We start from the raw sequence: 25,813 nt of genomic DNA on the forward strand, positions 1-25,813 counted from the left end.
ATGGAGAAACTTACATTCGGCTCATTGCTCGATGTGGTCGGGGAATTGTTTTCCGATGAAATTTCCATTGCGGTGTCGGACAAGGAAAAGTACGTCTACTACAGGCCGAGCAAACGGGTGGATTTGAAGATCAAAGCGGGCGACCCGGTAAAACAAGGGACCATTGCACATAAAGCGCTATCGACTAATCAGAAAGCTTCTGAATTCATCGACCGGGAAGTTTTTGGTGTGCCTTATCACGGCATGGCCGTGCCGTTTGAGGAGAACGGTGAAGTCCAGGGCAGCGTGATGGCCATCTACCCGTCCTATACGGAAGGGAAATCGGTGGTCACGGTCAAGAGCCCGGATGGCTGGAAGCCGATTCCGTTTGACGACGTCGTATCACTTGAAGTGAAAGAACGTAAGACGCACGTCCATGCGGCAGATTTTTCGGGTACCAGTAAAAGTTCGCTGCAGGAATTCGAATACCTGCTGCCGCGGGAGACTTTCATCCGCTGCCACCGGTCATTCATCGTGAATGTGCATCATATAGAAGAAATCCATCCGGATACCCATTCGACTTTTGTGCTGGCAATGGACAACGGCAGTCGAATACCGGTCAGCCAGTCCTATTCCAGCTATTTCAGGAAGTTATTGGGATTCTGACAACTAAAGGAATAGGTGAAATCCCCTGCTTAACGCAGGGGATTTTCTGTTTCAGAGGAAGAAAACACTCTTCCGGTCACCTTTCGCTCGTTGCGCTGTCGTAATCGTTTAAAATTATCTAATAATTACCGCCGGAAACTGCCCTTATTTGTTATCAACCGAATGAAAACGCTTTATTTTTACAGGCAGCCGGACTTTATTCAGATAAAACCTTCGAGAAAGAGAGTGAATGAAATGACAAATAATACAAACAGGATCAAAGCAGCAGAATTACAGGAGCGCGTAGTGTCACCACAAGAGGCGGCTTCGTGGATTCAGGACGGCATGACACTCGGCCTTAGCGGATTTACACGTGCTGGCGACGTGAAAGCGGTGCCTTTCGCATTAGTGGGACGTGCGGCAACAGAAACGTTTAAAGTCAATGTATTCACAGGCGCTTCACTCGGTTCGGATATCGACCGGCTGTTTGCGGAAGCGGGAATTGTCGGCAAACGCTTGCCGTTCCAGGCAGAACCGGCGATGCGCAATAAAATCAACAGCGGGGAAATGCTGTTTGTTGACCACCATTTATCGCATACGGCGGAATGGGTGCGAACGAATGTCATTGAACCGATCGATTTTGCGATCATCGAAGCGCTGTCCATCACTGCAGACGGCATGATCATTCCGACGACTTCTGTGGGCAACTCGGCAGTTTTCGTGAAACATGCCCGCAACATCATCGTGGAAATCAACACAGCGCAGCCGGAATTGTTTGAAGGACTGCATGATATCTACGATACAGGCAAACAGGGCGAGCGCGATCCGATTCCATTGACAGCTGTTGATGACCGCATCGGGACAATCGGTATTCCGGTGGATATGGAAAAAATCCGCGGCATCGTCTTTACGGAACAGAAAGACTCACCTTCGAACATCGTTGCGCCGGATGCGGAAACGAAAATCATGGCCGATCATCTATTGGAATTTTTCCGTTCGGAGATCCGTGCGGGACGTCTGACTGAAAAGCTAGCGCCTCTGCAGTCGGGTATCGGTTCAGTAGCGAATGCGGTGCTTCACGGCATGCTCGACTCAGAATTCGAAAACCTGGAAGTTTACTCGGAAGTGCTGCAGGATGCCGTATTCGATTTGATCGATGCCGGCAAAGTGGATTTCGCTTCATGCTGTTCGATTACATTGTCTGAACCGAAAATGGAGCAGGTCTTCGGCAATTTCGAAAAATACCGCGATAAAGTTGTTATGCGCCCGCAGGAAATCTCAAACCATCCGGAGCTTATCCGCCGCCTCGGTTTGATCTCCATCAACACGGCGCTTGAATTCGATATTTACGGCAACGTCAACTCGACGCATGTGTCGGGTACGAAAATGATGAACGGCATCGGCGGCTCAGGCGACTTTGCCCGCAACGCGCGTCTTGCGATTTTCGTGACGAAGTCGACAGCTAAAGGCGGCAAGATCTCCAGTGTCGTGCCATTTGTATCACATGTCGACCATACAGAACACGACGTTGATGTACTCGTGACGGAGCAGGGCTATGCGGACCTTCGCGGCCTGGCACCCCGCCAGCGCGTGGAAGTCATTCTTGAAAACTGCATCCATCCGGATTATAAAGCCCAGATGCGCGCGTATTATGAAGAAGCTTTGACTCGCGGCGGCCAGACACCGCATGTTCTTGAAAAAGCGTTCTCCTGGCACGCGGCGCTTGCCGAAAAAGGTACGATGCTGCAGGAGGAAGAGCAGCTGGTGTAAAGGAAACAACCTGAATTCCAATCAATCTAAAAACCAGTTCCTTTCTATATATAGAAGAGAGCTGGTTTTAATTTGTGTAGCGGGCGCCATCGCTTTTCCTTGTGTCCAGACTCCGGCGGCCCAGCTCTTCGGGTCATAAGCCGGCCTAGCTCTGCGGTCAGGACCGCGCCGCTATTCCGTCTTATGCCTTTCAGAGCTTAACGGGCGCCGTCGCTTTTCCTTGTGTCCAGGCTCCGGCGGGCCAGCTCTTCGGGTCATAAGCCAAATCAGCTATTTGGCATAAAGGCTGCTCCTGTATCGCTGCGCTGCTTCGTCGCAAAGAGATTGGCCAAAAACCTTTGGCCATCTCTTCGTTGTCGCTTTTCTTATTTTTGCCCGTATACTTCCGCAGTACTGCGCGTATAAAGTTCGATGATGTGGCCGAACGGGTCTTCGGCATATACGAGATAATGCGGTTTGCCTTTATTGAGATTCCAGATTTTGCTGCGTTGCCGGCCACCATACAGGACGACTTTTTCAATCGATTCCACAATATCTTCAACGATGAGGCAAATATGGAAGAAGCCTGCGTGCGGAGATGGTTTTTCTTCAGTGAAATCCGGTCTTTGAAATTCGAACAGTTCGATGCCGACACCGCTGTGGCTCATCAAATGGACATTGCGCATTTTTTTGACCTCCGAGCCCTGCAGATCCTGGGTCATGGAAAAGAGCTGTTCATTCTTTTCATCGAATTCATAGGGCCCGGCTAATATATAGAAATCGAAAACTTTCGTGTACCAGTCGATGGCCTTATCCAGATCAGGCACCGCCAACCCGATGTGCGTGATTGTTGAACTCATATGTAAAACCTCCTCTATTCATTGGGATACCCGCGGCTATAGGCTTTTAAGCCTGTTAAAAAGCAGAGTTTTCTGTGTAATCAAAAATAGTTGTTGTCAATTGATATTTTTAGTATTATAATAAGCAATTGTGAAATTCTGAAATGAGGGTACTAAAAAATGAAAAATTCCATCTATGGACTAACGATAGACCAGCTAAAAGAATGGTTTCTTGAAAATGGACAGAAAAAGTACCGTGCTGAACAGGTATGGGACTGGTTATATATTAAACGCGTAACCCAATTCTCTGAGATGAATAACCTGAGCAAAGAAGTTATTCAATTATTGGAGGACAATTTCGCGATCCGCACATTGGAAGAGGCAGTCAAGCAGGAATCCGCCGACGGCACGATCAAATTCCTTTTCCGTCTGCAGGATGGCAACTTGATCGAAACTGTTTTAATGCGCTTCAAATACGGAAATTCCGTCTGTGTAACGACACAGGTCGGCTGTAACATCGGCTGCAGTTTCTGCGCCAGCGGACTTTTGAAAAAAAGCCGCGATTTAAACGCGGGTGAAATCGTGGAGCAGATCATGCAGGTGCAGGCGCATTTCGATGCACAGCAAAAAGACGAGCGCGTCAGCCACATCGTGGTCATGGGTATCGGCGAACCGTTTGATAACTACAAGAACCTGATGGACTTCCTTACTGTCGTCAATTCACAGAAAGGCCTTGCCATCGGCGCTCGCCACATCACAGTTTCAACAAGCGGCATCGTGCCGAAAATCTACGATTATGCGGATGAAGGTCTGCAGGTCAACCTGGCCATCTCGATCCATGCACCGACGAACGAATTGCGTTCGCGCATCATGAAGATCAACAAAGCATATCCGATCGAGAAGTTGATGGATGCCATCGACTACTATCTGGAGAAATCAAATCGCCGCATCACGTTTGAATACATCTTGCTGCGTGATGTCAATGACCATGTCGAGGAAGCCAATAAACTGGCGAAACTCCTTGAAGACAAACGCCATCTTTCGTATGTCAATTTGATCCCGTACAACTCGGTCAGCGAACACGACCAGTATCAGCAAAGCACGCCGGAAGCGATTTCTGCCTTCTTCGATGCGTTGAAGAAAAAAGGCATCAATTGCGGCGTCCGCCAGGAACAAGGCGCGGACATCGACGCAGCTTGCGGCCAGCTTCGAAGCAAGCAGATCAAAAAAGAGAAAAAGACAGCAACAGTTTCATAAAACAGCGAAACAGCCCCCGAATATTTTTCGGGGGCTGTTTTTGATTAGTATGCAGAATAAGAACTATTTCGCTATTTCCCTCCAGAAGACAAATTGATTCCCTGAATAAAGTATTTCTGGAAGAAGAAGAACAGCAGGATGACGGGTAAGAGCACAAGAAGCGAGCCGGCCATCAGGTAATTCCACTGGGTATTGAGCTGTCCTTTGAAAACAGCGAGCCCAAGCTGGAGCGTATAGAGATTTTCATCATTCAAGTAAAGAAGCGGGCCGAGAAAATGATTCCATGCGCCGTTGAACGAGAAAATGGCAACAGTAGCCAGAGCCGGTTTCGTCAAAGGCAAGCCGATTTTCCACCAGATGTAGAAATGATTGGCACCTTCGATTTTCGCTGCTTCGATTAATTCCGTCGGGATCGTCATATAGAATTGACGCAGCAGGAAAATGTAAAATGCGCTTCCGAAGAAATGCGGTACGATGAGCGGGTAATAGGTATTGACCCAGCCCAGTTTCGAAAACAGCACATATTGCGGAATGAGTGTCACAAAGCCTGGGATCATCATTGTCGACAGCACAATGGCGAACCAGATGCCTTTGCCGCGGAACGGAATTTTCGCAAAACCGTAAGCGATGAAGGAATTGGCGAGCACGCTGCCGATGACGACAAGTGTCGTGATGGTGATGGTTTACAGTATGGATTTGTAATTTACAGATAACTCTTTATAATTAGAAGAAAACGGATAAAGGGGAGTCGGACATGGCAGAGATCAAAATCAATAATCTTGGCAAAAGATATGATAAGGGTGCGTTGGCAGTCACCGATTTTAATCTCCATATTAAAGACGAAGAGTTCATTGTATTTGTCGGTCCATCGGGTTGCGGGAAATCCACGACGCTTCGGATGATCGCTGGCCTGGAAGAAATCAGTGAGGGCGAATTTTTCATCGACGGCAAGCGCATGAATGATGTCGAACCGAAAGAACGGGACATCGCGATGGTTTTTCAGAACTACGCTTTATATCCCCATATGACCGTTTATGAAAACATGGCTTTCGGACTAAAATTAAGGAAATTCAAGAAGCCCGAAATCAAAAGGCGCGTTGAAGAAGCGGCGAAGATTCTCGGCCTTGAGGAATACTTGAACCGGAAGCCGAAAGCCCTGTCAGGAGGGCAGCGCCAGCGTGTTGCCTTAGGCCGCGCAATCGTCCGCGATGCAAAGGTGTTCCTGATGGATGAACCTTTATCGAATCTGGATGCAAAACTGCGTGTGCAGATGCGGGCAGAAATCGCCAAACTGCACCAGCGCCTGAAAACGACGACGATTTATGTAACACATGACCAGACGGAAGCGATGACGATGGCGACGCGCATCGTCATCATGAAAGCGGGCATCATTCAACAGGTCGGCACGCCGAAGGAAGTGTATGATTTTCCGGCCAACCGCTTTGTCGGCGGCTTTATCGGCTCACCTGCCATGAACTTCTTCGAAGGCACCATTTCGAACGGCAATTTTATCGTTGGTGATAAATCGGTGACGATTCCCGCTGACACTGCGGCTGTCTTGAAAGACCTCGGCTATGACGGCAAACCGATCGCGCTCGGCATCCGGCCGGAACATATCCACGTCAATAACGAGGATCTTTCCGGTGTCCCGGCAAGTGAATTCGAAGCGGAAATAACAGTCGCCGAATTGACGGGGGCAGAGACGATTCTTTATGCCGTTTACGCGGATCAGGAATTCATCGCCCGGGTGGATGCCGATACATTGATCGAAGCCGGCCATACTGCGACGCTTGCGTTCGACATGTCCCATGTTCATTTCTTCGATATTGAAACCGGAGACCGGCTGAAAGCGGAAGAACTGCAGGCTGCCGCAAAATCCATGTGAATAAATTCAGCAGCCGCTCCCGGTATGGGGGCGGTTTTATTTATAGGGATCTTTTATTGTTTTGGGAATCTTCAATATAGTTCGAGCGAAAGGAGTTTAGATTTTCCGTATTAGGGAAAATAGAATAATAGACATTTTTGAAAAGGAGTGGTTGGATTGATGGTGAAAATTGCAGTCGAAGAACCGTTTACATCCGTACAGCAGGCATTGGTGAAAAAAGGGTATAAAGCGGTGATGCTTAAAGATAAGACCGATGCCCCGGATTATGATTGCGTCGTTGTGCGCGATAAAGAAGATCTTGTGGATTTCCATATGAATGTACCATTGGTGGAAGCCAAAGGCCGCACGTTGTTCGAAATCGTTGAAGAAGTGGAAGAACGGCTTGTGCGCAGCGGAAAAATCATGCCGCCAACTCCAATCGTATCGGACAACAAATCAGGCGGTGGCGGATTTATCGCCGGAGCGGCTACAGGCGCTTTGATCGGAGCGGCAGCCGGATTGATGCTCGCACCGAAGAGCGGTAAAGAGCTGCAGCAGACCGTGAAAGACAAAGCCGCAGAAATGAAAGAAAAGAAAGAAAAGAAAGCCGAAGAAAATTCCGGTCCAGGAAAGATGGATCAGGTGAAGGAAAAAGTCAGCCAGGTTAAAGAAAAAGCCAGTGGCGTGACGGAAAAAGCCAAAGGTAAAGCCACTGATGTTACAGAAATGGCTAAAGGCAAAGCCGACGAATTAAAAGCGAAACGCGAAGAGAAGAAAGAAGATAAAGAATTGGCGAAGCAGCAAAAAGAAGTTGCAAAAAGCATGAAAGATGAAGAAAAAGCTAAAAAAGAACACGAAAAAGCAGCGAAGCAAGCTGAAAAAGAAGAGAAGAAAGCTGACAAAGAAGCCAAGAAGGAAAGTGGCGGCATCGAAGTCGTCGAATTCGGCTCATCAGCTGTTGACAAGAAAGACAGCGGCGAAGTCAACATCCATCCTGCTGGCAAAGAGAAGAAATAAGAGTGAAACCGGCGTCCCTGGGAGGGGAGGCCGGTTTTTTTATAATGGGACAGCTCAAAAAAGTTTATGCCCAACTTTGAATGTTATATGCCCAACTTTCCATATATATGCCCAAGTAGCTTATAAAAGGTATTTTGCTCCTTTATGAGTACCAGTTCTCTTCAAATCCGCGTCACTTAGTAACCGGGTCACCAATCTCCGGTCATCCACCCCCAAAACTTCCCGGCACTTCTTATTCGTCATCGGCTCGCCGGTCAGCAGCAGCCAGTCGCGGATCGTCCGCAGATGTGCATCTTTCGAAGAGACGCCGCAGCCCGGGCAGACCCAGCTGCCGTAGCGCCTCTCCATGCCGAGGCGATTGCAGCCGGCACACCAGACGCCCCGCAGCATCACATCAATCGGATACCGTGGATTTGAGCAGATCGGCCGCGGCTGGAAAATCACCAGCCCCTTCACGAGTGCCTGAGCCAGCGACTTCATTTCAACCATGCTGAAAATGGCGGGTTCCACAGACAGCTGGTTCAGGAACCGCGGCAGCTGGTGAGAGAAGATGACGGGCTGCGAAGCCGGCACATTTTCGGCGATCTGTTTCGTATAGGATAAGACCAGGACCGAGCGTACCGGCAATGAAATCTGTCGCATCCCAAGCCACTCGCCGAGCAGCCACTCGTTTTCGGCAATCTGCTCGATGGGTGATTTGCGGCCGATCACCGTGCCATCGTCTCTTGTCTGCAGCATCTGCACAGGGCCGTCCCTAAATTCCATGCGGCCATTCATATTCTTAATCTCAAATATGTAAACACACCACGGCGTAATCATCACCGAATCCAATTGGAAGATGCGGAATGAGCGCAGCGTGACGTTATGCAGCATAAGATGTGAGAACGCCACCGGACTCGCCGCGAAATAATGGTCGAAGCGCTCTTCGCCACCCTGGCCGGCCGTTTCCGTATAAGTATCCTTCTCCACTTGACCGTATGCCGCATGCCATTTCGGCAGACGCCGCAGCAGCACCTCCAACTCCTCTTTATTCCGCGAAACGTCCCGACTTTTCCAGATCACCGGCATCCCTCTTTTTAAATTGACCATAGCACTCAAATCAGTCCATGCCCATACTTTCATTCAAAATAAAAATTTGAACGCCCGATAGGCGCCAAAACCCGAATTTGGCACAATATAAAAAGCTCCCGCCAACCGGCAGGAGCATTACACTGAAAATTTTAAGATTCCGCTGCCACTTCATCGACCGGCTCATGCGGCACCGGTTCAGGAACCCGTGACAACACGATCAGTCCGATGATGAAGAGGATGACGAGGCTGAAAACGCCGAAGCGTGAATCGCCGGTCAGCTGAGCTGTGACAGCCACTAAAATCGGTCCCATGATGGCGGCGAATTTGCCGAATACGTTATAGAAACCGAAGAACTCGTTGGAGTTTTCTTTCGGCACGAGCTTGCCGAAGTATGAGCGGCTCAGTGCCTGGATGCCGCCCTGGCTGGAAGCGACCAGCATCGCGAGCACCCAGAAATCGAATATGGTTTCCATGAACATTGCATAGATACAGACGACGATGTAGACGCAGATGCCGACATACAGCATCTTTTTGCCGGTGAAACGATCGGCGAGGCGCCCGTAAAGAAGAGCGAACGGGGCGGCGACGACCTGCGTTGCGAACAGCACGATGAGCAGGCTGGTCGAAGACAGTCCTAAATCAGTTCCGTAAGCGGTAGACATCGAGATGATCGTGCCGACTCCGTCAATATAGAAGAAATAAGCGACCAGGAAAATGACGATCGCCCGGTACTGGCCGATTTCTTTCATGGTTTTGCCGAGGCGCTTGAAGCTTTGCGCCACTGGATTCGGTTCCCGTTTAATGTAATAGCGCTGATGGACGTGCCGGAACATTGGAATCGAGAAGCAGATCCACCAGATGGCCGTGATCAGAAACGCGACGCGGCTGGCGCCGGTGACGGACAATGGGATGATTCCGTTTTGTGCGAGCAGGATGATGGCAATTGCAATGATGAATGGAATCGTTGAACCGATATAACCCAGGCCGTAACCGAAAGACGACACGCGGTTCATGCGTTTTTCAGTCGTGACATCGACGATGAAGGCGTCGTAGAACAGGTTGGATCCCGTTGCCCCGAGTGCTGCGAATACATAGCAGATGAGCATGAGCAGCCAATTATCGCTTGGCACAAACGCAAGCATTGCTGTCGACACGGTGCCGAGCAGGAAAAATCCGGTGAAGAATTTCTTTTTCAGGCCTTCATAATCGGCGATCGTTCCCATAATTGGGCCGATCATGGCCAGGATGAACGTGAAGATGGCGATTGTATAGCCAAGATAGGCGGTCGAATCGGATAAACTTACGCCGGCGTCCGTCGCCGCGGCTTTGTAATAGAGCGGAAATACAGCAGTGGTGATGATGATCGAGTAGGCTGAATTTCCCCAGTCGTATAGCGCCCAGCTTTTCTCTGTCTTCGTAAACTTTTTCATCTATTGATTCCCCTTCGAGCATTATAAATTCATTGTACAAGAACTGGCAGGGAAAAAAAGGATTTTTAAAAAAATTACTGAAATTTTACATAATTAGAACCGTGATGGCAATAAAACACAATCGTTTGAGCCGTCCTGCGAGTTCCGTTAAACTGAGGGAAGACAGCGAAAAGAGGGAAACATTTTGAAATTGATTTCATGGAATGTCAACGGCCTGCGGGCGGTCATGAAGAAAGGGTTCATGGATTTTTTCAAGGCGTCCGATGCCGATATATTTTGCCTGCAGGAGATAAAATTGCAGGAAGGGCAGATTGAAATGGATCTGCCGGGCTATCATCTTTACTGGAATTATGCGGAGAAGAAAGGCTATTCCGGAACGGCCGTATTCACCAAACAGGAGCCGCTGTCCGTCCACTACGGCATCGACCATGCTAATCATGCTGCGGAAGGGCGGGCCATCACGCTCGAGTTTGAAGATTTCTACCTGGTGAATGTCTATACGCCAAATTCGCAGCACGGTTTACTGAGGCTCGGTTACCGGCTCGAATGGGAAGACGCAGTGCTCGAATACGTAAATCGGCTTGACTCCATTAAACCCGTCATCCTTTGCGGCGATCTGAATGTGGCCCATCAGGAAATCGATTTGAAGAATCCGAAGGCCAATATGAAAAATTCCGGTTTCACGCCGGAAGAGCGCGGCAAGATGACGGACTTCCTGGCAAGCGGATTCACTGATTCGTTCCGCCATTTCCATCCGGAAGTGAGCGGCGCCTATACGTGGTGGTCCTACCGCACCAATTGCCGGCCGCGGAATATCGGGTGGCGCATAGATTATTTCATCGTCTCCGATCGGCTGGCCCCGAACATGAAGGACGCCGGCATCCATCGATACGTTGAAGGCTCCGACCATTGTCCGATTGAACTGGAACTGCATTAGAAAAGAGCGCCTGGAGATTTCCAGGCGCTCTTTTCATTCGCTTTTCGGAGCTTAACTAACGGGCGCCCTCGCTGTTCTTTGTCCAGACTCCGGCTGCCCAGCTCCTCGATCATAAACCGGCCCGGCTGCCGTGGCAAAGTGCGCCACTCTGCCGTTCCGTCTTATGATTTTCGTAGCTAAACGGGCGCCCTCGCTTTTCTTTGTCAAACACCCATGACCCGTTTCGCGAGTCGCTCACAATTGTTCCGGTCGAAATAATCGATGAATTCAGGTGCTTTCGGGTACCATTCATTGACCGTGATATTGTCATCGATGATTTTCTTCAGATATTGATAAACTTCTTCTATTGAATCCGCTTTATAGCCGTAGAGATCCGTATCCAGATTCAAATAGCTTCCGCGTCTCGCCAGATATTCCTCTTTATCGAACATATTGAAGATGATCGGTTTATTGAGATAGAGGAAATCCCAGGATATGCTGGAGATATCGGTGAGCAGCATATCGTTTTCTACAATCGCATTTTCAATGGAGTAAGTATTGAAATCCTGGAATTCGATGCCGCTCTCGGGGTGGTCAAGGCCGGTGAAATGCTTTTCGAATTTCCGCATGAACGGATGGAGCGCGACATTCATATGTAGATTGTTGTCGGCAATCAGCTTCCTGATGCCTTCGTGACTGACCAGTCCGATGGTGTTCTTGAAGTAATCGCTTTCAACGAATTGTGCTTCAGTCAAATCGAAAAGCCACTCGCGCCACGTCATCAACATAAGTATTTTTTTGACTTTCGGAGAGGGTTCGTTTGCTTCGAAGCGGTCGAAACGCGGGAAGCCGGTGACGATCAGTTTGTGCTCAGGAATTTTCCATTCATTGAGCTTCAGTTCTTTTTCGTATTCGGATGCACAATTAAAAAAATCTGTCCGCTCCAATAAGGGGACATCTTCTTTTTGGATGAGTATTTTTTTGAATCCTTCAATGCCGTGGCTGATATGCGTGATTTTAGTTTTGCGGTTCAGGTATAAAAACTTGTCGACCGACGGGGCAATATCGTACATCAGCGAATGACCGTGGAATGTATAATCAGCTTTGAAGAACAGCAGATAATTACGGAAACTTCCGAGGGCGACTGCATTCGGAAGCTGTCTGCCTTCCGCAGTCGATTTCTTCGGGTCGTAGAGCCAGTGGATCGCCAATTTATCCATGTGGTTTTCAATCAGGTATTTATGGAAGACGGATGCATTATCTTCATATTTTTCACCAAGATTGCCGCCGACCAGTACGATTTTCTTGTCCTTATTGGGGTTCAGGAAAGAAAGTAAGTACGCCGCGGAAACTTTCAAAAATACTTTCAGGGGATCGAATCGCCCTTTTTCTTTTAACTCGACACTCATGTTCAGCCCTGCTTTCTAAAGATTGTTCTGATACTGATTTTTCCATACTGGTGTCACTTTGTCCAACTGCAGACAATTTTTCGCTTTCCAAAGGAATAAAGGTTTAATTGTCCGGGGAAATGGGAAGATTATAAGGTGATACAAGAATGAGAAGGAGGATTCAGTATGAAGGAAAACAATGAAGAATTGCACCGGAAAATGGGAACGGGAGAAGATGAAGAAACTCTGACGACCCGGCAAGGCCATCCGGTAAAAGACAATCAGAATATACGGACTGTGGGCAACAGAGGTCCGGCTACATTGGAAAACTATCATTTCATAGAAAAAATCTCTCATTTCGACCGTGAAGAAATTCCTGAGCGGATTGTTCATGCCCGTGGAACAGGGGCTTTCGGCTATTTCGAAACTTATGGCAAAGTCGGCGATGAGCCGGTGGAAAAATATACACGTGCCAAAGTATTTTCAGGCGCAGGCAAACAGACGCCTTTGATGGTGCGCTTTTCGACAGTGGCGGGATCACGTCATTCTTCGGAAACGGACCGGGATCCGCGCGGTTTTGCAGTTAAGATGTACACAGAAGACGGCAACTGGGATTTGGTCGGGAACAACCTTAAAATTTTCTTTATCCGCGATGCGATGAAATTCCCGGATATGATCCATGCTTTTAAAACAGATCCGGCTTCGAACATTGCCAATCCGGAGCGCATGTTTGACTTTGTAGCGCGTACACCGGAAGCGACCCATATGATCACTTTCCTGTTTTCTCCGTGGGGCATCCCTGCGACTTACCGCCACATGCAGGGGTCCGGCGTAAATACTTATAAATGGGTCAATGAACAAGGGGAAGCGGTCCTCGTCAAATACCACTGGGAGCCGAAACAGGGCATCCGTAATCTGACGCAGAAGGAAGCCAGTGAAATCCAGGCTCAAAACGTCGGACATGCGACGCAGGACCTTTATGAAGCGATAGAAAGAGGCGATTACCCGGAATGGGAATTATTCGTTCAGATCATGAGCGATGATGAACATACGGAACTCGATTTCGATCCGCTTGATGATACAAAATTATGGCCACAGGATAAATTCCCATTCCTGCCTGTCGGTAAAATGGTATTGAACCGTAACCCGGTCGATCACCATGCTGAAATCGAGCAGGCAGCATTCGGAACTGGGGTCCTTGTCGATGGTTTGGACTTCTCTGACGATAAAATGCTGCAGGGCCGCACATTCTCTTATTCGGATACACAGCGTTACCGTTTGGGTGCCAACTACCTTAAACTTCCGGTCAACGCACCGAAGAAACGTGTTGCAACCAACCAGCAGCGCGGTCAGATGGATGTCAAGAACCCGCATGAAAATCCGTCGAATCCGTCGATCAACTATGAGCCATCAGTTCTTGGCGGCTACAAGGAAGCGGATAAAACCGGCACACCTGATCATGAGCCGGCTTATAACGACCGCCTGATGAAAGCGCCGATCGACCGCACGAACAATTACGGACAAGCTGGTGAAACTTACCGCAGCTTCGAAGATTGGGAACGTGACGAACTGATCAATAATCTGGGCGATGCATTATCCGTTTGCGATCCGCGCATCCAGGAAGAAATGATCCATCACTTCACACAAGCGGACGAAGATTATGGCCGTCGTGTACGTGAGAATATGGAAGAAAAACTGAAAGCAATGAAAGAAACCGAAGGCGCTGAACCGAAATTGATGGGTCAGCCGGCTTCGAACAAAATGGCGCAGGGTGCCGCAAGCAAAGGGCACGAAGCCGATCCATATTGATAAACAAAAAAATCCGGCAAGCCGTTTCGACGGTTTGCCGGATTTTTTTATGCAGATTTTTCGCTTTTCGGTGTCCAGACTCTAGCGGCCCAGCTTCTCGGACATAAGCCAGTCTGTGCCACTAGGTGAATCTTTAAGAAAACCCCTTTGCTCCACCAGCGCTTCGCGCTTCGTCGCAAATAGATATCCCAAATGGAATTTGGGATATCTGTTTGCTGATCCGTCTTATGCCTGTCGAAGCTAAACGGGCACTATCGCTTTTCCTATTTAAAATCCAAAGACGAATGGTTCACCCCGAAAACATTCTCGACATCGATGAGAAAGGCGATACCGCGACCGGGTGCGTTCAAATCCACTGCCTGTTCAATATTGCCGACCACTTTTTCGGTATAGCTGGAAGGCACGAGAGTTAAAATGACGTCTTTTTCGGGATCGATGGTGAAATTCATGAAAGTGCGCTGTTCATTGACCCCTGTACCACGGCCATTCAAGATTGTGCCGCCTTCAGCGCCGGCATCTGCCGCTGCTTTAATCACTTTTTGTGAATCTCCGCTATTGACGATGGTAACGATCAATTGAAAGTCTTCATAACCCTTTTTCATGTCATTTTCCCCTTTCAGAAGGCCGGTTTTATCTTTTAAATGCGGGACACCCAGGAGCTTGTCCAGATGAATCGTAAAACCGAGGCCATAGCCCGGTTTTCCCAGTTTGCCCGCTTCATTGACCGCGGTGGCAATCGCTTTTTCGTTCGTGCCGTCCACAGCGATGAAAATGACATCTTTTTCATGGGTAGCAGGCAGACCAAAAAAAGTAGGTCTTTCGTTTCTGCCGACTCCTTCCCCGTATACAGTAGTAGCGCCGTCTGCTCCAGCCTTTTTTGCGGCTGCTATAACATGGCGGGAATGTCCCCGTTTAACAATAGCAATCATCAGTCTGTGATTAAGCGTCATTGGATTCTGCCCCTCCTTTTTTCGCGAAAATCAATCCAAGGATCAGCACGGCAATGATAGGTGCCATGGCTACGATGGCAATCATGCCAAAGCCTTCTGTTAATGGGTCTCTGCCTTCTGTAACAGAAGCAATTCCTACAGCGACAGAGACGATGAAGGTGACGGTCATGGGGCCAGTCGCAACTCCACCCGAATCAAATGCGATGCCGACGAATATTTTATTGGAGAAAAAAAGAAGAACCAGGATAACAAGATATCCGGGAATTATAAAAAACCAGAGAGAAAACCCTGATAGGATCCGGAACATGGCTAGCGCTATGGAAACGCCGACTCCAGTCGATAACGTATAAAGCATCAATTTTTCTGAGATGAAGCCGCCGGTTGCTTTATCTACTTCCGCATTCATGACACTTACGGCAGGTTCCGCGAAAGTGGCGACAAACCCAAGTACAAAACCTATTGGGATAAGGATCCACGTATAGGATAATTCCCCGAGTGATTTCCCCATGATTTCCCCGACAGGCATAAAACCGATATGAACCCCTTGAAGGAAAAAGGATAATCCAAAAAATGTAAGTATGAAACCATAGATGATACGCAATACTTGCTTGAAAGGAAGCTTTAACATGAATACTTGGAAAACAGTGAAAAAGAGAAATAAGGGAATGAGCGCAATGCCGATTTCCAATAATAAGGTGGGGAAACCTTCAAAAACATGGAGGTTCATCTGAACAGCACCCCCAGGATCATGATGGCAAAAATCGGTCCTACTGAAGCCAGTCCGATCAGTCCGAAGCCTTCACCTGAACGGGTTGAATTCTTTCTAAGGGAAGAGGCGATGCCGATTCCGAGCGCTAATACAAAAGGTACAGCCATGGGTCCGGTCGTCACACCGCCTGCATCAAACGCAATCGGCATGAAATCTTCAGGAACAAATATTGAAAGAAGAAAAATAAGTGAATAACTGCCTATCATCATGGCGTGTATAGGAATTGAAAAAATGATTCTGATAAGGGCGAGTGCCACGAAGATGGCAAGTCCAAGTGAGACTGTAAATACAAGGATCCCTGAAGGAATTTCACCACCGGAAACCAGATCGATCTGCCTGGCCAGGACCCGCAGATCCGGTTCAGCTACTGTAGCTGAAAAGCCGAGAAAAAATCCGGTGAGAACGATCAGCATAGGCTTTTTGGTTTTCGGCAGCGTTTTCCCGATCAGTTCACCAACCGGGAGCAAACCGGCATTCACGCCAAGCAGGAACAAAAAGAAACCGATACTGACGAATAAAGCACCTATAAGAAATTGAAGAATCGATTCCAGCGGCAGTCGGATCAATGCAATCTGTATTATGAGAACCACAATAGTGACTGGGAGAATGGCAGCGGCAACTTCTTTGAAAGTTTCTCTCACATTTTCCATAATTTCTCCTTTCAGAATATTGAGACTAATCTTATTCTAGCTGAAAAATTACCTGAATACTAACAAAAAACCAGCCGCTCATTTTCGCGGCTGGTCTGGATCGGTATCATCTTCTGTTAGGTCATCAAGCATATCATCCATTTTTTCTTCTGTTTTCCTTAAAACTTCCTCCAATGCATCTTCAGTCGAAGAGTCTGCAAGTTTTACGCGGGAGCGGTAGGCCGCTCTCGTAATCAAATGGCCTGCAACCGGTGCCGTCAGGAAAACAAACGTAATCCCCAGCAGGAGGCGGACACTGATGAAATTCTCGGATGCCCAGAAGTAGATGAAAGTTCCGGACAGCGATAACAGTACGGCGAGTGTCGAGCTTTTCGTAGCTGCGTGGGAACGTGTATAGACGTCCGGCAGCCGCAAGATGCCAAAGGCACTGATGACAGCCATGATACCGCCGAGCAGGATGAGGAGGACTCCGGCGTATTCAACGATCTGGATCATGTTCGACAATCTCTCCTCTCTCAACAAAGCGGGCTAGGGCAATTGTACTGATGAAGGCGAGAATCCCGACGATCAGTATGACCTCCAGGAAAGCGTGGGTACCGAGGGCAACGGAAAAGACGGCCACTGCGGAAATCAGGTTGACGCCGATCATATCGAGCGCCACTACACGGTCTGGCATGGAGGGGCCTCTGATAATGCGGTACAGTGCGAGAAGTATGGCAATGATATAAAGGGACAAAGAGATGGCCAATATCGTCTGGATCAATTTCTCGTCACCTCCATAATTGCTTTCTCAAAAGTTTTAATGGAACGAAGAAGGGCTTCTCTGGATTCTTCGACATCCATTGCGTGGATATAAAAAATTTTGCCGTCTGGTGAGACTTCCATTACGACCGACCCTGGCGTCAATGTCAGCAGCAAGGCCAGAGTCGTCAGCTCATAATCGCCTTCCATATTATGTTCGTAAGTGATGATCCCCGGCTTGATATTCAGCTTGGGGCTCAGGATTTGCTTCAGGATCAGAATGCTCGATTGGAACAGTTCGGATATGAAGATCAGAAGCAGCTTGATTGCCGAATAAACCCTGAGCAGGTAGAACTGGGAACCGAAAAAGCGCTGCATTATCAGAACGATTCCGATACCGATCAGATAACCTGTTATAAACGTCGATAAATAGAAAGCTTCTTCATCCATGAGCAGCGTCCATAGAAAGGCGATCGTGATATTTATCAGAAATTGGGCCGGCATTCGCAGTCACTCCTTTCAATTATATAAGTCGAACTAAATACTCTGCAGAAATCGATATTCCGCAAAACAGCTTCGAAGACACCAGTCGACGCTTGCGAGGGTAATGTCTTTGCGACGAAGCAGCGTAGCGGTAGAGCATAATTCTTTGCACTGTCCAAAGCGCCAAAGCGGGATATAACCGGATTCTCTTTTCAGCACTTATAGTCAACAGACACAGTTTCTTATTGCTGATTGCTGAAAACTGCATCGATATAAATTTCCGGATGGAGCAAAGTGTTGGCTGCATCGGTGACGTAAATGGCAAGCCCTTCTCCGCCAAGCCCGATTCCTGCTGTCAGAAGCACCAGGATCAGACAAGGGACCAGGATGCCTTTATGCAAGGGCAGCTGTTCATCTTTACTGATGATCGTCTCTCCCCAGAAACAGTTTCTGAAAATCCGCAGGAGCGAATAGAGAACGAAAAGGCTCGACAGCAGCGCGAGCGCCAGAAGCACCAGGTTGCCGTTCTGGATGGCACCTTCCGACACGAGGACCTTGCCGATAAATCCGCTGAAAGGCGGCACACCGGCAAGCGACAGCATGGCGATGAAGAATGACCAGCCGAGCAACGGATAGTTTTTCATGATCCCGCTCATTTCCTCTATCTTTGAAGTGCCTGTCAGCGAAATCATAGCCCCGATGACAAGGAACAGCAAAGCTTTCACGACCATGTCGTGGATCAGGTAATAGATGGATCCTTCCATGGCAAGCGGCGTTGATATGGCAAGGCCGACCAGGATGAATCCGACCGCAATCACGACATTGTACGCGGCGATTTTACGGATATCATTGGACGACACAGCTCCGAGACTTCCGCCGATCAGCGTGATCGCTGCCATGAAGCCGATCAGTGACAGCGTCAGTTCAGGATGATGAGGAAAAATCAGCGAAAAGACCCTGAACAGCGCGTAAATTCCGACCTTCGTCAACAAGGCGCCGAATAGGGCGGAAGTGACTGCGGGCGGCGTGCTGTAGGAACCCGGCAGCCAGAAGTAAAGAAGCAGACCGGCTTTTAAACTGAATACGATAAGGAACAGGATGCTTACCGTTGTCAGCATCGGCCCCTGCCCATCTTCAGCAACACGCATCGCGATATGCGCCATGTTGAGTGTACCGACCGATCCGTAAAGGTAGGCAAGTGCCACCAGGAAGAACCAGGAAGATACAATATTTATCGATACATATTTGATCGCCTCACGCAGTTGGCGTTTCGATCCACCGAGTGTAAGGAGAACGTATGAAGACAGCAGCATCACTTCAAAACAGACGAACAGGTTGAACATATCGCCTGTCATGAATGACCCGATGACCCCGGCATTCAGGAACAATACGGCGGGATGGAAATAAAGCGTGTTCATCTGCTTGCCCGCCGCGATCACCGCATAAAGCAGGCAGATGAACGTCACGATGCTGGTCGTTACAACCAGGATCATCGCGAAGGAATCCGCTACGAACAGGATGCCGAAAGGCGGTATCCAGCCGCCGAAGTCAAGGCGCAGGATGCCTTCGGTTTGAATCGTGTGCAGGATATAGATGGAAACGACGGCTACGGCTATCATGGCTCCCAGACTGACTACGATCTGCAGTCTTCTGTTGGTGCGGAAAAAGATCAGGATGATCCCTGCGAGAATCGGCAGCAGCATCGGAAAGATCAGTATATTATTCATCATCGGCACCTCGCATTTCTTCTAAGTCATCGGTGCCAAGTTCCTGATACGCACGGTAAGCCAGGACAAGGATAAAGGCGGTAACGGCAAAACTGATGACGATTGCAGTCAGAATAAGCGCCTGTGGCAAAGCATCCACATAGACTGTGGCATCTTCGCCGAGCAGAGGAACTGTTCCGTTTTTCAATCCGCCCATCGTCAAAATCAGCAAATGTACAGCATGTGACAGGATAGCTGTCCCGAGTATGAGACGGATCAGGTTTCTGGAAAGAATCAGGTAAATGGCAACGGCAGTCAATATGCCGACTAAAATGATGATCAATGTCTCCATTATTTCGTCCCCTCACTTATGCTCAGGATAATGTTGACGACAACTCCGACAACTGTGAGGGCGATGCCGGCTTCAAAAATTGTGACGGTTGCCAGTTCGGTTTTCCCCAATAGCGGCAGATCGAAATAGCCGAAACTCTGGCTGAGGAAAGGCTGTCCGAAAAACACAGGCACCAGGGCGCTGCTCATTGAGATCAAAACGCCCACTGCAGATAATTTTTTAAAGGAAATAGGGATCCCTTCACTGACTGTCTCGACATCATATGACAGAAACAGCAGAACAAAGCCGGATGCCAAAACGAGACCGCCGATAAATCCGCCGCCGGGGGTGTGATGCCCGGAGAAGAACAGGTAAAGACCGAAAGTCAGGATAACGAGGACTACAGCTTTTGCCACAGTCTTCAAGATGACGTCATTAATTTTCATTATCGTTCGGCTCCTTTCTTACTTTGAGCCGGATCAGTGAGAAGACGCCGATGCCTGCGATAAACAGGACGAGGCCTTCAAGCAATGTATCTAAAGCCCGGAAATCACCAAGGATTGCGTTGACGATATTTCTTCCGCCGGCCAGTTCATAGGAATCCTCGAAGTAACCGGAAATTGATTCGTATAAATCGACACTGTTGACGGACAGCCCGATCAGCGTGATCGTCAGCCCGCCCGTGGCGGCTATGATGGCATTGCGTACTTTGACATGCTTCGGTGAAATTTCTTTTTTCCAATCCGGCAGATAATTAAAGCAGACTAAAAACAGGACGGTAGTCACTGTTTCGATGACTAATTGGGTAAGTGCCAAGTCAGGCGCCCGGAAAAGTACAAAGAACATCGCGATGGAGAAGCCGAGAACGCCGTTCAACAGGATAGCCGACACCCGCGATTTCGTGAATAGAATCGCAATAGCTGCCAGCGCCATTACCACGACGAGTAGGACTTCATAGACACTCAGAGGTGAATCATTCGACAGGTTGATGTTCAAAGCACCGGACCAGACCAGCGTTCCGCCTGCCACAAAGACGAAGAAACTGAAGATATACGCGAAATAATGCGGCAGATGGCCGGTCATATAGGAATTCGTCAAGTAGCTGGATGTGTTTTCCAAATTCTTCAAAGAATTGGTGTAAAGCATATTGAATGTCCAGTTACTTGGGAATAAACTGTAAATACTCTTCCATTTTCTAAGCGTAATGAATAGAATGGTACCAAAGACAATGATCGCGACAGTCATCCAGAGTTCAGGGATGAAACCGTGCCATGCTTTAATATGAGGTGCACCGCCGTCTATGCCCGGCACGATTCCGCTGAGGGCGGGCCGCAGCAAATGATCTCCCAAAAGGTTCGGGAAGAAAAAGAGCGCGATGATCAAAAATGACAGGATTGCAGGAGGAACCAGCATTCCAGCAGGTGGTTCCACAGGGATTTTATCCAATTTCTCCGGTTTATGGGCTCCGAAGAACGTCCGGAATATGATGATGGCACTATAGACGAATGTCAGCACACTTGCTGTCCAGGCGATGACCGGGATGATCCATCCCCATGTGCCGGTTCCGAATAACTCCATGTCCAAAGCCTGAAGTGAAGCAGTGAAGAACATTTCCTTGCTCAGGAAGCCATTGACGAATGGGAGACCGGCCATCGACATGCTGCCGATGACGGCGATGGTAAACGTAAACGGCAGGAATGCCATCAATCCGCCGAGCCGGCGAATATCGCGGGTCCCGACCTGGTGATCGACAATTCCGACGGCCATGAACAACGCACCTTTAAAGGTGGAGTGGTTGACCATATGAAACAGTGCGGCGAAGGAGGCAAGCCCGAAAGCAGCGGTTGCTTCGGCGGAATTGCCGGAATACATGGCGGCAGAACCGAGGCCGAGCAGGCTCATGATCAAGCCGAGCTGGCTGATGGTGGAATAAGCGAGCAATGCTTTCAGGTCGGTTTGCCGGATGGCATTGAAAGCCCCCCAGAATAAGGTGACGAGGCCGACAAGCGTGACCGTCCAGAACCAGGCGGAATTTCCGCCGAATACAGGTGTAAAACGGGCGACAAGATAAATGCCGGCTTTGACCATGGTTGCCGAATGCAAATAGGCACTGACAGGGGTCGGTGCTTCCATCGCATCCGGCAGCCAGATATGGAACGGAAATTGAGCCGATTTCGTAAAAGCTCCAAGCAAAACCAGGAACATGGCTGGGTAAAAGAGCTCATGATTGGCATATTGGGTGAGTTCTACGGCGATTTGGCGTACACTGAAGGTGCCAGTCATCGAATGCAGCATCAAAAAGCCGGCCAGCATGGCGAAACCGCCAAAAACAGTGATCAATAATGATTTCTGGGCGCCTGCACGAGAGTTTTTCCGGTGATACCAGAAAGCGATCAACAGGAAAGATGATATGCTGGTAAGTTCCCAGAAAACATAAAGTACCATTAAGTTATCGGATAACACGACTCCAAGCATTGCCCCCATGAACAGCAGAAGGTAAGCATAGAAATGGGGCAGTGAGTCTGTAGAGGATAAATAATAGATGGAATAGATGATGACGAGGCTTCCCATCCCTGTAATGAGCAAAGCCATGATCAGGCTGAGCCCATCAAGATAGACGGTCATGTCGATGCCGACGGTAGGCAGCCACTTGAGCGTCTCTGTAAACGTGTCGCCTGCTGATATCGCAGGAATATGGTAGATGAAAAATGCGAACAGCGCCAAAGGGATGGCTAATGCCAGCCAGCCGATATTCAGCCGGCCAAGCCTATTATGTATTAAGGGAATTACAGCTGCTGCTATGAAAGGAAGTAAGATTGCCGAAATGATCAAATACACGTGGTAACCTCCTGTTTCTGGTCTGGATTTATTGTTAAGTGTCAGCGAAGTTTGTTGGCTGTTAGCTAAAGAGGGGATTTACTGATTGAAATGTAAATTGCCGGGGTTTCTATGGCAATAAAAATTAAAACGCACAGAATAAGTGCATACTTAATTAATTATATAGGTTTTAATGTTTTTTTTCACTCATTAAGGTGTCTGCAAAATAGAGGATATCAGGAAGGTTCATCCGACTGAATTTTTTAGACCTTGATTTTAATGTTTATTAGCAGTATAATTTCATAGTTTTGAAGTGCCGGCTTGTGAAAAATCCCTGGAGAGGTGAAATGATATGAAAACTGTCAAAGGACGCATGGATGAAAGCATCCTGGTTTGTGTATTTTATGGCCCGAATGGTGAACGCCTCATCAGAAGGGGACATAAATTAGCCAGCATGCTGGACTGTCCATTATATATATTAACTGTAGACCCACTGCCTTTGGACGATTTTGATGCGGAAAAGTCTTCTTACATCGAACGCTGGGAAGAGTTGGCCGACGAACTCGATGCGGATGAATTCATCATCCGTGATAACGAGAAACGCCCTTCTCCGAAAGTTATTTCAGAAGTCGCCAAAGAACTGAATATCACCCAGATCGTCATTGGCCAGACCGCCCGCAGCCGTTGGGAGGAAATTACCAAAGGTTCTTTCTTGAACATGCTGCTTCGTGAAATCCCTTTTGCGGACTTCCATGTTGTCTCAGTCGCCCGGAATATCGGCGCTGAAGATGAAGAGTTTGAAACTGGGGTGCGCTGCTACCTAGTCAGAGAAAATGACGATTATAAAATCAGTTTTGCCCAAAGAAAAGATTGTCAGGTAGAAGGCATCTTCTTTAAGGAAATCGGCACTGATTTTAATAACGGGATCTTTAAATTCATGAAAGACAATAAAATCTATCAGCTTGAAGTGACGGATGACCTCATCGTGAAACCGGAAGTGGTTGATGAGTGCGTCGGCAACGAGACGGTTAGTAAATAACAGTGCGGAATTACTGAAGCGGCTGCCTTGAACACGGGGCAGCCGCTTTTTTGGCACAGGAAGGTGAGTTCATGAAGAAAAAACAGAGGGAAACGCCGATCATTCAGGAACAATTGCCGGAGACATCCTTTCTTGAGGGGCTGGATGAAGAATACCTTAATGGCTGCCGGATCACTCAGGAGACGATCGATTACGAGCCGGCAGGGACGCTGCACGTAGATGGCGTGATTTTTGAAAATGTAAGCTTTACAGAGATCAACTGGCCGCGCAGTGAATTCGTCGACGTGGTTTTCATCAATTGTGATCTCTCCAATGCGGATTTCAGCAGATCTGTTTTCCACCGGACCGAATTCCGCAACTCCAAATTACTCGGCGTCAATTTTGCCGAAGCGGGAGTCCGTCATACACTGTTTTCAGACTGCGTCTTGAATTATGCGACATTCGGCTTTTCGCTGTGCAAATTTGTACACTTTGAAAACTCGTCGCTGCGCCAAGCCGACTTTTATGAATCAGAGCTCCAGGCCGCGGAATTCTCCGCCTGTGATATGGAAGAAATCAATTTTTCGGAAACAAATATGGCCGGAGTCGATCTCAGCTCAAACCGTTTCGAATCGATCCAGGTGACAATCGAAAAAATGGCCGGCTGCACCGTATCGCCTAATCAGGCGATGGCGTTTGCAAGGCAGCTTGGAATGCGGATCAGTGATACTGAATAAAAAGCATTAAAGGAGCGGTAGCGGAAGCTATCGTTTTTTTGTATCCAAAAACGTATATATTAAACATTAATGAAAAATATTGAAATGCAGGCAAATTCAATTATTTTTTATTGATATAATTTTTTATTGATAAAAATTAACTAGTGAATGTATATTTATCTGGATCTTTGGTCTTATTAGTCTTTGTTTTAACGAAAAAATTAACATCAACTGTTCACACAATATTCAAAAATATTTAAAAATATTATACAAAGATATTGTAAAAGGGCTCAATGTACAGTATATTTTAAATAGTTAGAATTTAATAAAGAAGGAGCTATTGCGAAATGGTAGAATTAAGCAATAAGATAAAACAATTAAGAGAAGAAAGAGGGGTTTCACCAGAAAAGCTTGCAGAAGAGATCGGTTTCGCCAAAAGTACGGTCTGGGCTTATGAAAGCGGCAAAAAACAAGTGTCCGTCAGCCATTTGACAAGGCTGGCTGATTATTTCGATGTATCGGTGGATAGTTTGCTGAACCGGGAAGAACGCACCATCGATCTGGATCTGCAAAATTCAGCGGGCTTAACGGATTATAAATTGCTGCTGGACAATAAACCGCTGAATCCGGATGAGATCGCAGAAGCCGCATCTTACATCAAAGTGAAACGGCGCATGGGAAGCTATGGCGTGGTAACTTCATAAAGGTCAGCTATAGCCAAAGTTGCTCATTCCGTTGTTTGGAATGAGTTTTTTAATGGAAAAAAGAATCGCTGGAGGAGAAATGGCAGGAAGATTCCTGCCATTTTTGTTTATTTCATTTCTGGAAGGGAAGATAGCCACTAGAAAATAAACTTCAGGAGGAATCTCTAATGGCGAAAACGATTTTTATAACCGGAGCCGGAAGCGGCCTGGCGAAAGGGACTGCTATCGGTCTCGCGAAAAAAGGCCATAAAGTCATCGCACCGGTTGAAACAGCACCTCAGGTAACTTCTTTGATGGAAGCGGCAGAAGCGGAAAATGTAGAGCTTGAAATATTCAAGATGGATATCAAGAACCCGCAGGATGTCGCGCAGATGCTTGATCATGATTTTGATATCTTTGTGGCCAATGCGGCAGTAAATGAAGGCGGACCGCTTGGAGAAGTTCCGCTGATGAATTTCCGCGAACTTTTTGAAGTGAATGTTTTCAGCACGCTTGAAACCGCTCAAATAGCGGCACGGAAATTTGTCGAAAAAGGAAAAGGGAAAATCATCTTCATGTCTTCGATGGCGGGCATCATGTCAACGCCATACGTCGGGCCCTATACTGCAACGAAACATGCCATCGAAGCCATCGCCAAAACGATGAAAAAAGAACTGGAAGGCCACGGTGTGCAGGTTGCCACGATTAACCCAGGTGCATTCGCGACCGGCTTTAATGACAGGAGTGCAGAAGCCAAGTGGAAATGGTATGACGAGAAAATCCATTTCACTAGAAAAGAAGATATGGAAGAAGCTGACCAGGCGCTGGAAGACCAGTTTGATCCACAGGATATGATCGATAAGATGGTAGAAGTGATTCCTCAGGATCACCATAAATTCCGTACAGCATTTCCGCCTGAAACTGAACAGCAGATGAAAGACGAAGAAGCGAAGCTTTGGGATCTTGAAATTTGAAGGAGTGGTGT

The 25,813-nt window shown here is 47.9% G+C and carries 26 protein-coding genes; 11 read left to right on the plus strand and 15 right to left on the minus strand.

The genetic code is table 11. The features are described from left to right. Entirely contained in the window at positions 1 to 645 is a 645-nt protein-coding gene (locus IQ294_RS09520; RefSeq protein ID WP_203333795.1) for a LytTR family DNA-binding domain-containing protein, read from the plus strand. Between the two features lie 234 nt (positions 646 to 879). Continuing rightward, a complete protein-coding gene (gene scpC, locus IQ294_RS09525) occupies positions 880 to 2,394 on the plus strand; it encodes a succinyl-CoA:acetate CoA-transferase ScpC (RefSeq protein ID WP_203333796.1) in 1,515 nt (504 codons plus the stop codon). A gap of 365 nt (positions 2,395 to 2,759) precedes the next feature. Here scpC and IQ294_RS09530 read toward each other — a convergent pair whose 3' ends face one another. Continuing rightward, positions 2,760 to 3,233: a VOC family protein gene (locus IQ294_RS09530; protein ID WP_203333797.1), complete on the minus strand. Its 474-nt coding sequence runs from the start codon at positions 3,231 to 3,233 to the stop codon at positions 2,760 to 2,762. Positions 3,234 to 3,392: 159 nt separating this feature from the next. Here IQ294_RS09530 and rlmN point away from each other — a divergent pair, with 159 nt between their 5' ends. Continuing rightward, entirely contained in the window at positions 3,393 to 4,469 is a 1,077-nt protein-coding gene (gene rlmN / locus IQ294_RS09535; RefSeq protein WP_203333798.1) for a dual-specificity RNA methyltransferase RlmN, read from the plus strand. Positions 4,470 to 4,540: 71 nt separating this feature from the next. On the opposite strand, the gene IQ294_RS09540 is transcribed toward rlmN, so the two are convergent. Beyond that, on the minus strand, positions 4,541 to 5,116 hold the full coding sequence (locus IQ294_RS09540) for a carbohydrate ABC transporter permease (protein ID WP_349291342.1): 576 nt from the start codon (positions 5,114 to 5,116) through the stop codon (positions 4,541 to 4,543). Positions 5,117 to 5,223: 107 nt separating this feature from the next. Between IQ294_RS09540 and IQ294_RS09545 the strand changes: the two genes are divergently transcribed. Together IQ294_RS09545 and IQ294_RS09550 are read left to right on the plus strand one after the other, a co-directional pair. Next, positions 5,224 to 6,354 carry an ABC transporter ATP-binding protein gene (locus IQ294_RS09545; RefSeq protein ID WP_203333799.1) on the plus strand — a complete coding sequence of 377 codons (1,131 nt, stop codon included), beginning with the start codon at positions 5,224 to 5,226 and terminating at the stop codon, positions 6,352 to 6,354. A gap of 159 nt (positions 6,355 to 6,513) precedes the next feature. Continuing rightward, on the plus strand, positions 6,514 to 7,350 hold the full coding sequence (locus tag IQ294_RS09550) for a YkuS family protein (protein ID WP_203333800.1): 837 nt from the start codon (positions 6,514 to 6,516) through the stop codon (positions 7,348 to 7,350). 120 nt (positions 7,351 to 7,470) lie between these two features. Here the strand turns inward: IQ294_RS09550 and IQ294_RS09555 are convergent, their stop codons facing one another. Together IQ294_RS09555 and IQ294_RS09560 are read right to left on the minus strand one after the other, a co-directional pair. Beyond that, positions 7,471 to 8,412 carry an NERD domain-containing protein gene (locus tag IQ294_RS09555; protein ID WP_203333801.1) on the minus strand — a complete coding sequence of 314 codons (942 nt, stop codon included), beginning with the start codon at positions 8,410 to 8,412 and terminating at the stop codon, positions 7,471 to 7,473. A gap of 158 nt (positions 8,413 to 8,570) precedes the next feature. After that, positions 8,571 to 9,851, minus strand: coding sequence for an MFS transporter (locus IQ294_RS09560; RefSeq protein WP_203333802.1), 1,281 nt, complete (start codon positions 9,849 to 9,851; stop codon positions 8,571 to 8,573). Positions 9,852 to 10,035: 184 nt separating this feature from the next. On the opposite strand from IQ294_RS09560, the gene IQ294_RS09565 reads away from it, so the two are divergent. Then, the gene (locus IQ294_RS09565; protein WP_203333803.1) at positions 10,036 to 10,788 is read left to right on the plus strand and encodes an exodeoxyribonuclease III; all 753 of its coding nucleotides are present in this window, start codon (positions 10,036 to 10,038) and stop codon (positions 10,786 to 10,788) included. Positions 10,789 to 10,991: 203 nt separating this feature from the next. Here IQ294_RS09565 and IQ294_RS09570 read toward each other — a convergent pair whose 3' ends face one another. Then, the gene (locus IQ294_RS09570) at positions 10,992 to 12,176 is read right to left on the minus strand and encodes a CDP-glycerol glycerophosphotransferase family protein (protein ID WP_203333804.1); all 1,185 of its coding nucleotides are present in this window, start codon (positions 12,174 to 12,176) and stop codon (positions 10,992 to 10,994) included. Between the two features lie 165 nt (positions 12,177 to 12,341). Here IQ294_RS09570 and IQ294_RS09575 point away from each other — a divergent pair, with 165 nt between their 5' ends. After that, positions 12,342 to 13,964 carry a catalase gene (locus IQ294_RS09575; protein ID WP_203333805.1) on the plus strand — a complete coding sequence of 541 codons (1,623 nt, stop codon included), beginning with the start codon at positions 12,342 to 12,344 and terminating at the stop codon, positions 13,962 to 13,964. Positions 13,965 to 14,227: 263 nt separating this feature from the next. Here IQ294_RS09575 and IQ294_RS09580 read toward each other — a convergent pair whose 3' ends face one another. From IQ294_RS09580 to IQ294_RS09625, 10 genes are all read right to left on the minus strand, one after another. Next, positions 14,228 to 14,914 carry a P-II family nitrogen regulator gene (locus tag IQ294_RS09580; protein ID WP_203333806.1) on the minus strand — a complete coding sequence of 229 codons (687 nt, stop codon included), beginning with the start codon at positions 14,912 to 14,914 and terminating at the stop codon, positions 14,228 to 14,230. Beyond that, a complete protein-coding gene (locus IQ294_RS09585) occupies positions 14,904 to 15,641 on the minus strand; it encodes a DUF1538 domain-containing protein (RefSeq protein ID WP_203333807.1) in 738 nt (245 codons plus the stop codon). Before IQ294_RS09585 ends, IQ294_RS09580 begins: the two co-directional genes overlap by 11 nt. Beyond that, complete coding sequence (locus IQ294_RS09590) at positions 15,638 to 16,333, minus strand: DUF1538 domain-containing protein (protein ID WP_203333808.1); 696 nt, start codon at positions 16,331 to 16,333, stop codon at positions 15,638 to 15,640. Before IQ294_RS09590 ends, IQ294_RS09585 begins: the two co-directional genes overlap by 4 nt. Positions 16,334 to 16,411: 78 nt before the next feature. Further along, a complete protein-coding gene (locus IQ294_RS09595; protein ID WP_203333809.1) occupies positions 16,412 to 16,828 on the minus strand; it encodes a Na+/H+ antiporter subunit G in 417 nt (138 codons plus the stop codon). Beyond that, entirely contained in the window at positions 16,812 to 17,096 is a 285-nt protein-coding gene (locus IQ294_RS09600) for a Na(+)/H(+) antiporter subunit F1 (protein ID WP_203333810.1), read from the minus strand. Before IQ294_RS09600 ends, IQ294_RS09595 begins: the two co-directional genes overlap by 17 nt. Next, positions 17,093 to 17,578 carry a Na+/H+ antiporter subunit E gene (locus tag IQ294_RS09605; RefSeq protein ID WP_203333811.1) on the minus strand — a complete coding sequence of 162 codons (486 nt, stop codon included), beginning with the start codon at positions 17,576 to 17,578 and terminating at the stop codon, positions 17,093 to 17,095. The genes IQ294_RS09600 and IQ294_RS09605 overlap by 4 nt, the downstream gene beginning before the upstream one ends. Before the next feature lie 221 nt (positions 17,579 to 17,799). Further along, entirely contained in the window at positions 17,800 to 19,284 is a 1,485-nt protein-coding gene (locus tag IQ294_RS09610; protein WP_203333812.1) for a Na+/H+ antiporter subunit D, read from the minus strand. Beyond that, positions 19,277 to 19,615: a Na(+)/H(+) antiporter subunit C gene (locus tag IQ294_RS09615; protein WP_203333813.1), complete on the minus strand. Its 339-nt coding sequence runs from the start codon at positions 19,613 to 19,615 to the stop codon at positions 19,277 to 19,279. Before IQ294_RS09615 ends, IQ294_RS09610 begins: the two co-directional genes overlap by 8 nt. Then, positions 19,615 to 20,040 carry a Na(+)/H(+) antiporter subunit B gene (locus tag IQ294_RS09620; protein ID WP_203333814.1) on the minus strand — a complete coding sequence of 142 codons (426 nt, stop codon included), beginning with the start codon at positions 20,038 to 20,040 and terminating at the stop codon, positions 19,615 to 19,617. Before IQ294_RS09620 ends, IQ294_RS09615 begins: the two co-directional genes overlap by 1 nt. Beyond that, positions 20,030 to 22,432, minus strand: a complete 2,403-nt coding sequence (locus IQ294_RS09625; protein ID WP_203333815.1) for a Na+/H+ antiporter subunit A — start codon at positions 22,430 to 22,432, stop codon at positions 20,030 to 20,032. Before IQ294_RS09625 ends, IQ294_RS09620 begins: the two co-directional genes overlap by 11 nt. 331 nt (positions 22,433 to 22,763) lie before the next feature. On the opposite strand from IQ294_RS09625, the gene IQ294_RS09630 reads away from it, so the two are divergent. From IQ294_RS09630 to IQ294_RS09645, 4 genes are all read left to right on the plus strand, one after another. After that, a complete protein-coding gene (locus tag IQ294_RS09630) occupies positions 22,764 to 23,450 on the plus strand; it encodes a universal stress protein (RefSeq protein WP_203333816.1) in 687 nt (228 codons plus the stop codon). Positions 23,451 to 23,521: 71 nt separating this feature from the next. After that, complete coding sequence (locus IQ294_RS09635; protein ID WP_203333817.1) at positions 23,522 to 24,166, plus strand: pentapeptide repeat-containing protein; 645 nt, start codon at positions 23,522 to 23,524, stop codon at positions 24,164 to 24,166. Between the two features lie 326 nt (positions 24,167 to 24,492). Beyond that, entirely contained in the window at positions 24,493 to 24,849 is a 357-nt protein-coding gene (locus IQ294_RS09640) for a helix-turn-helix domain-containing protein (protein ID WP_203333818.1), read from the plus strand. A 167-nt stretch (positions 24,850 to 25,016) separates the two neighbouring features. Beyond that, positions 25,017 to 25,802, plus strand: a complete 786-nt coding sequence (locus IQ294_RS09645) for an SDR family oxidoreductase (protein ID WP_203333819.1) — start codon at positions 25,017 to 25,019, stop codon at positions 25,800 to 25,802. Positions 25,803 to 25,813: the final 11 nt, after the last annotated feature.

Source organism: Planococcus beigongshangi (assembly GCF_016820495.1).
GTDB classification, from domain to species: Bacteria; Bacillota; Bacilli; order Bacillales_A; family Planococcaceae; genus Planococcus; species Planococcus beigongshangi.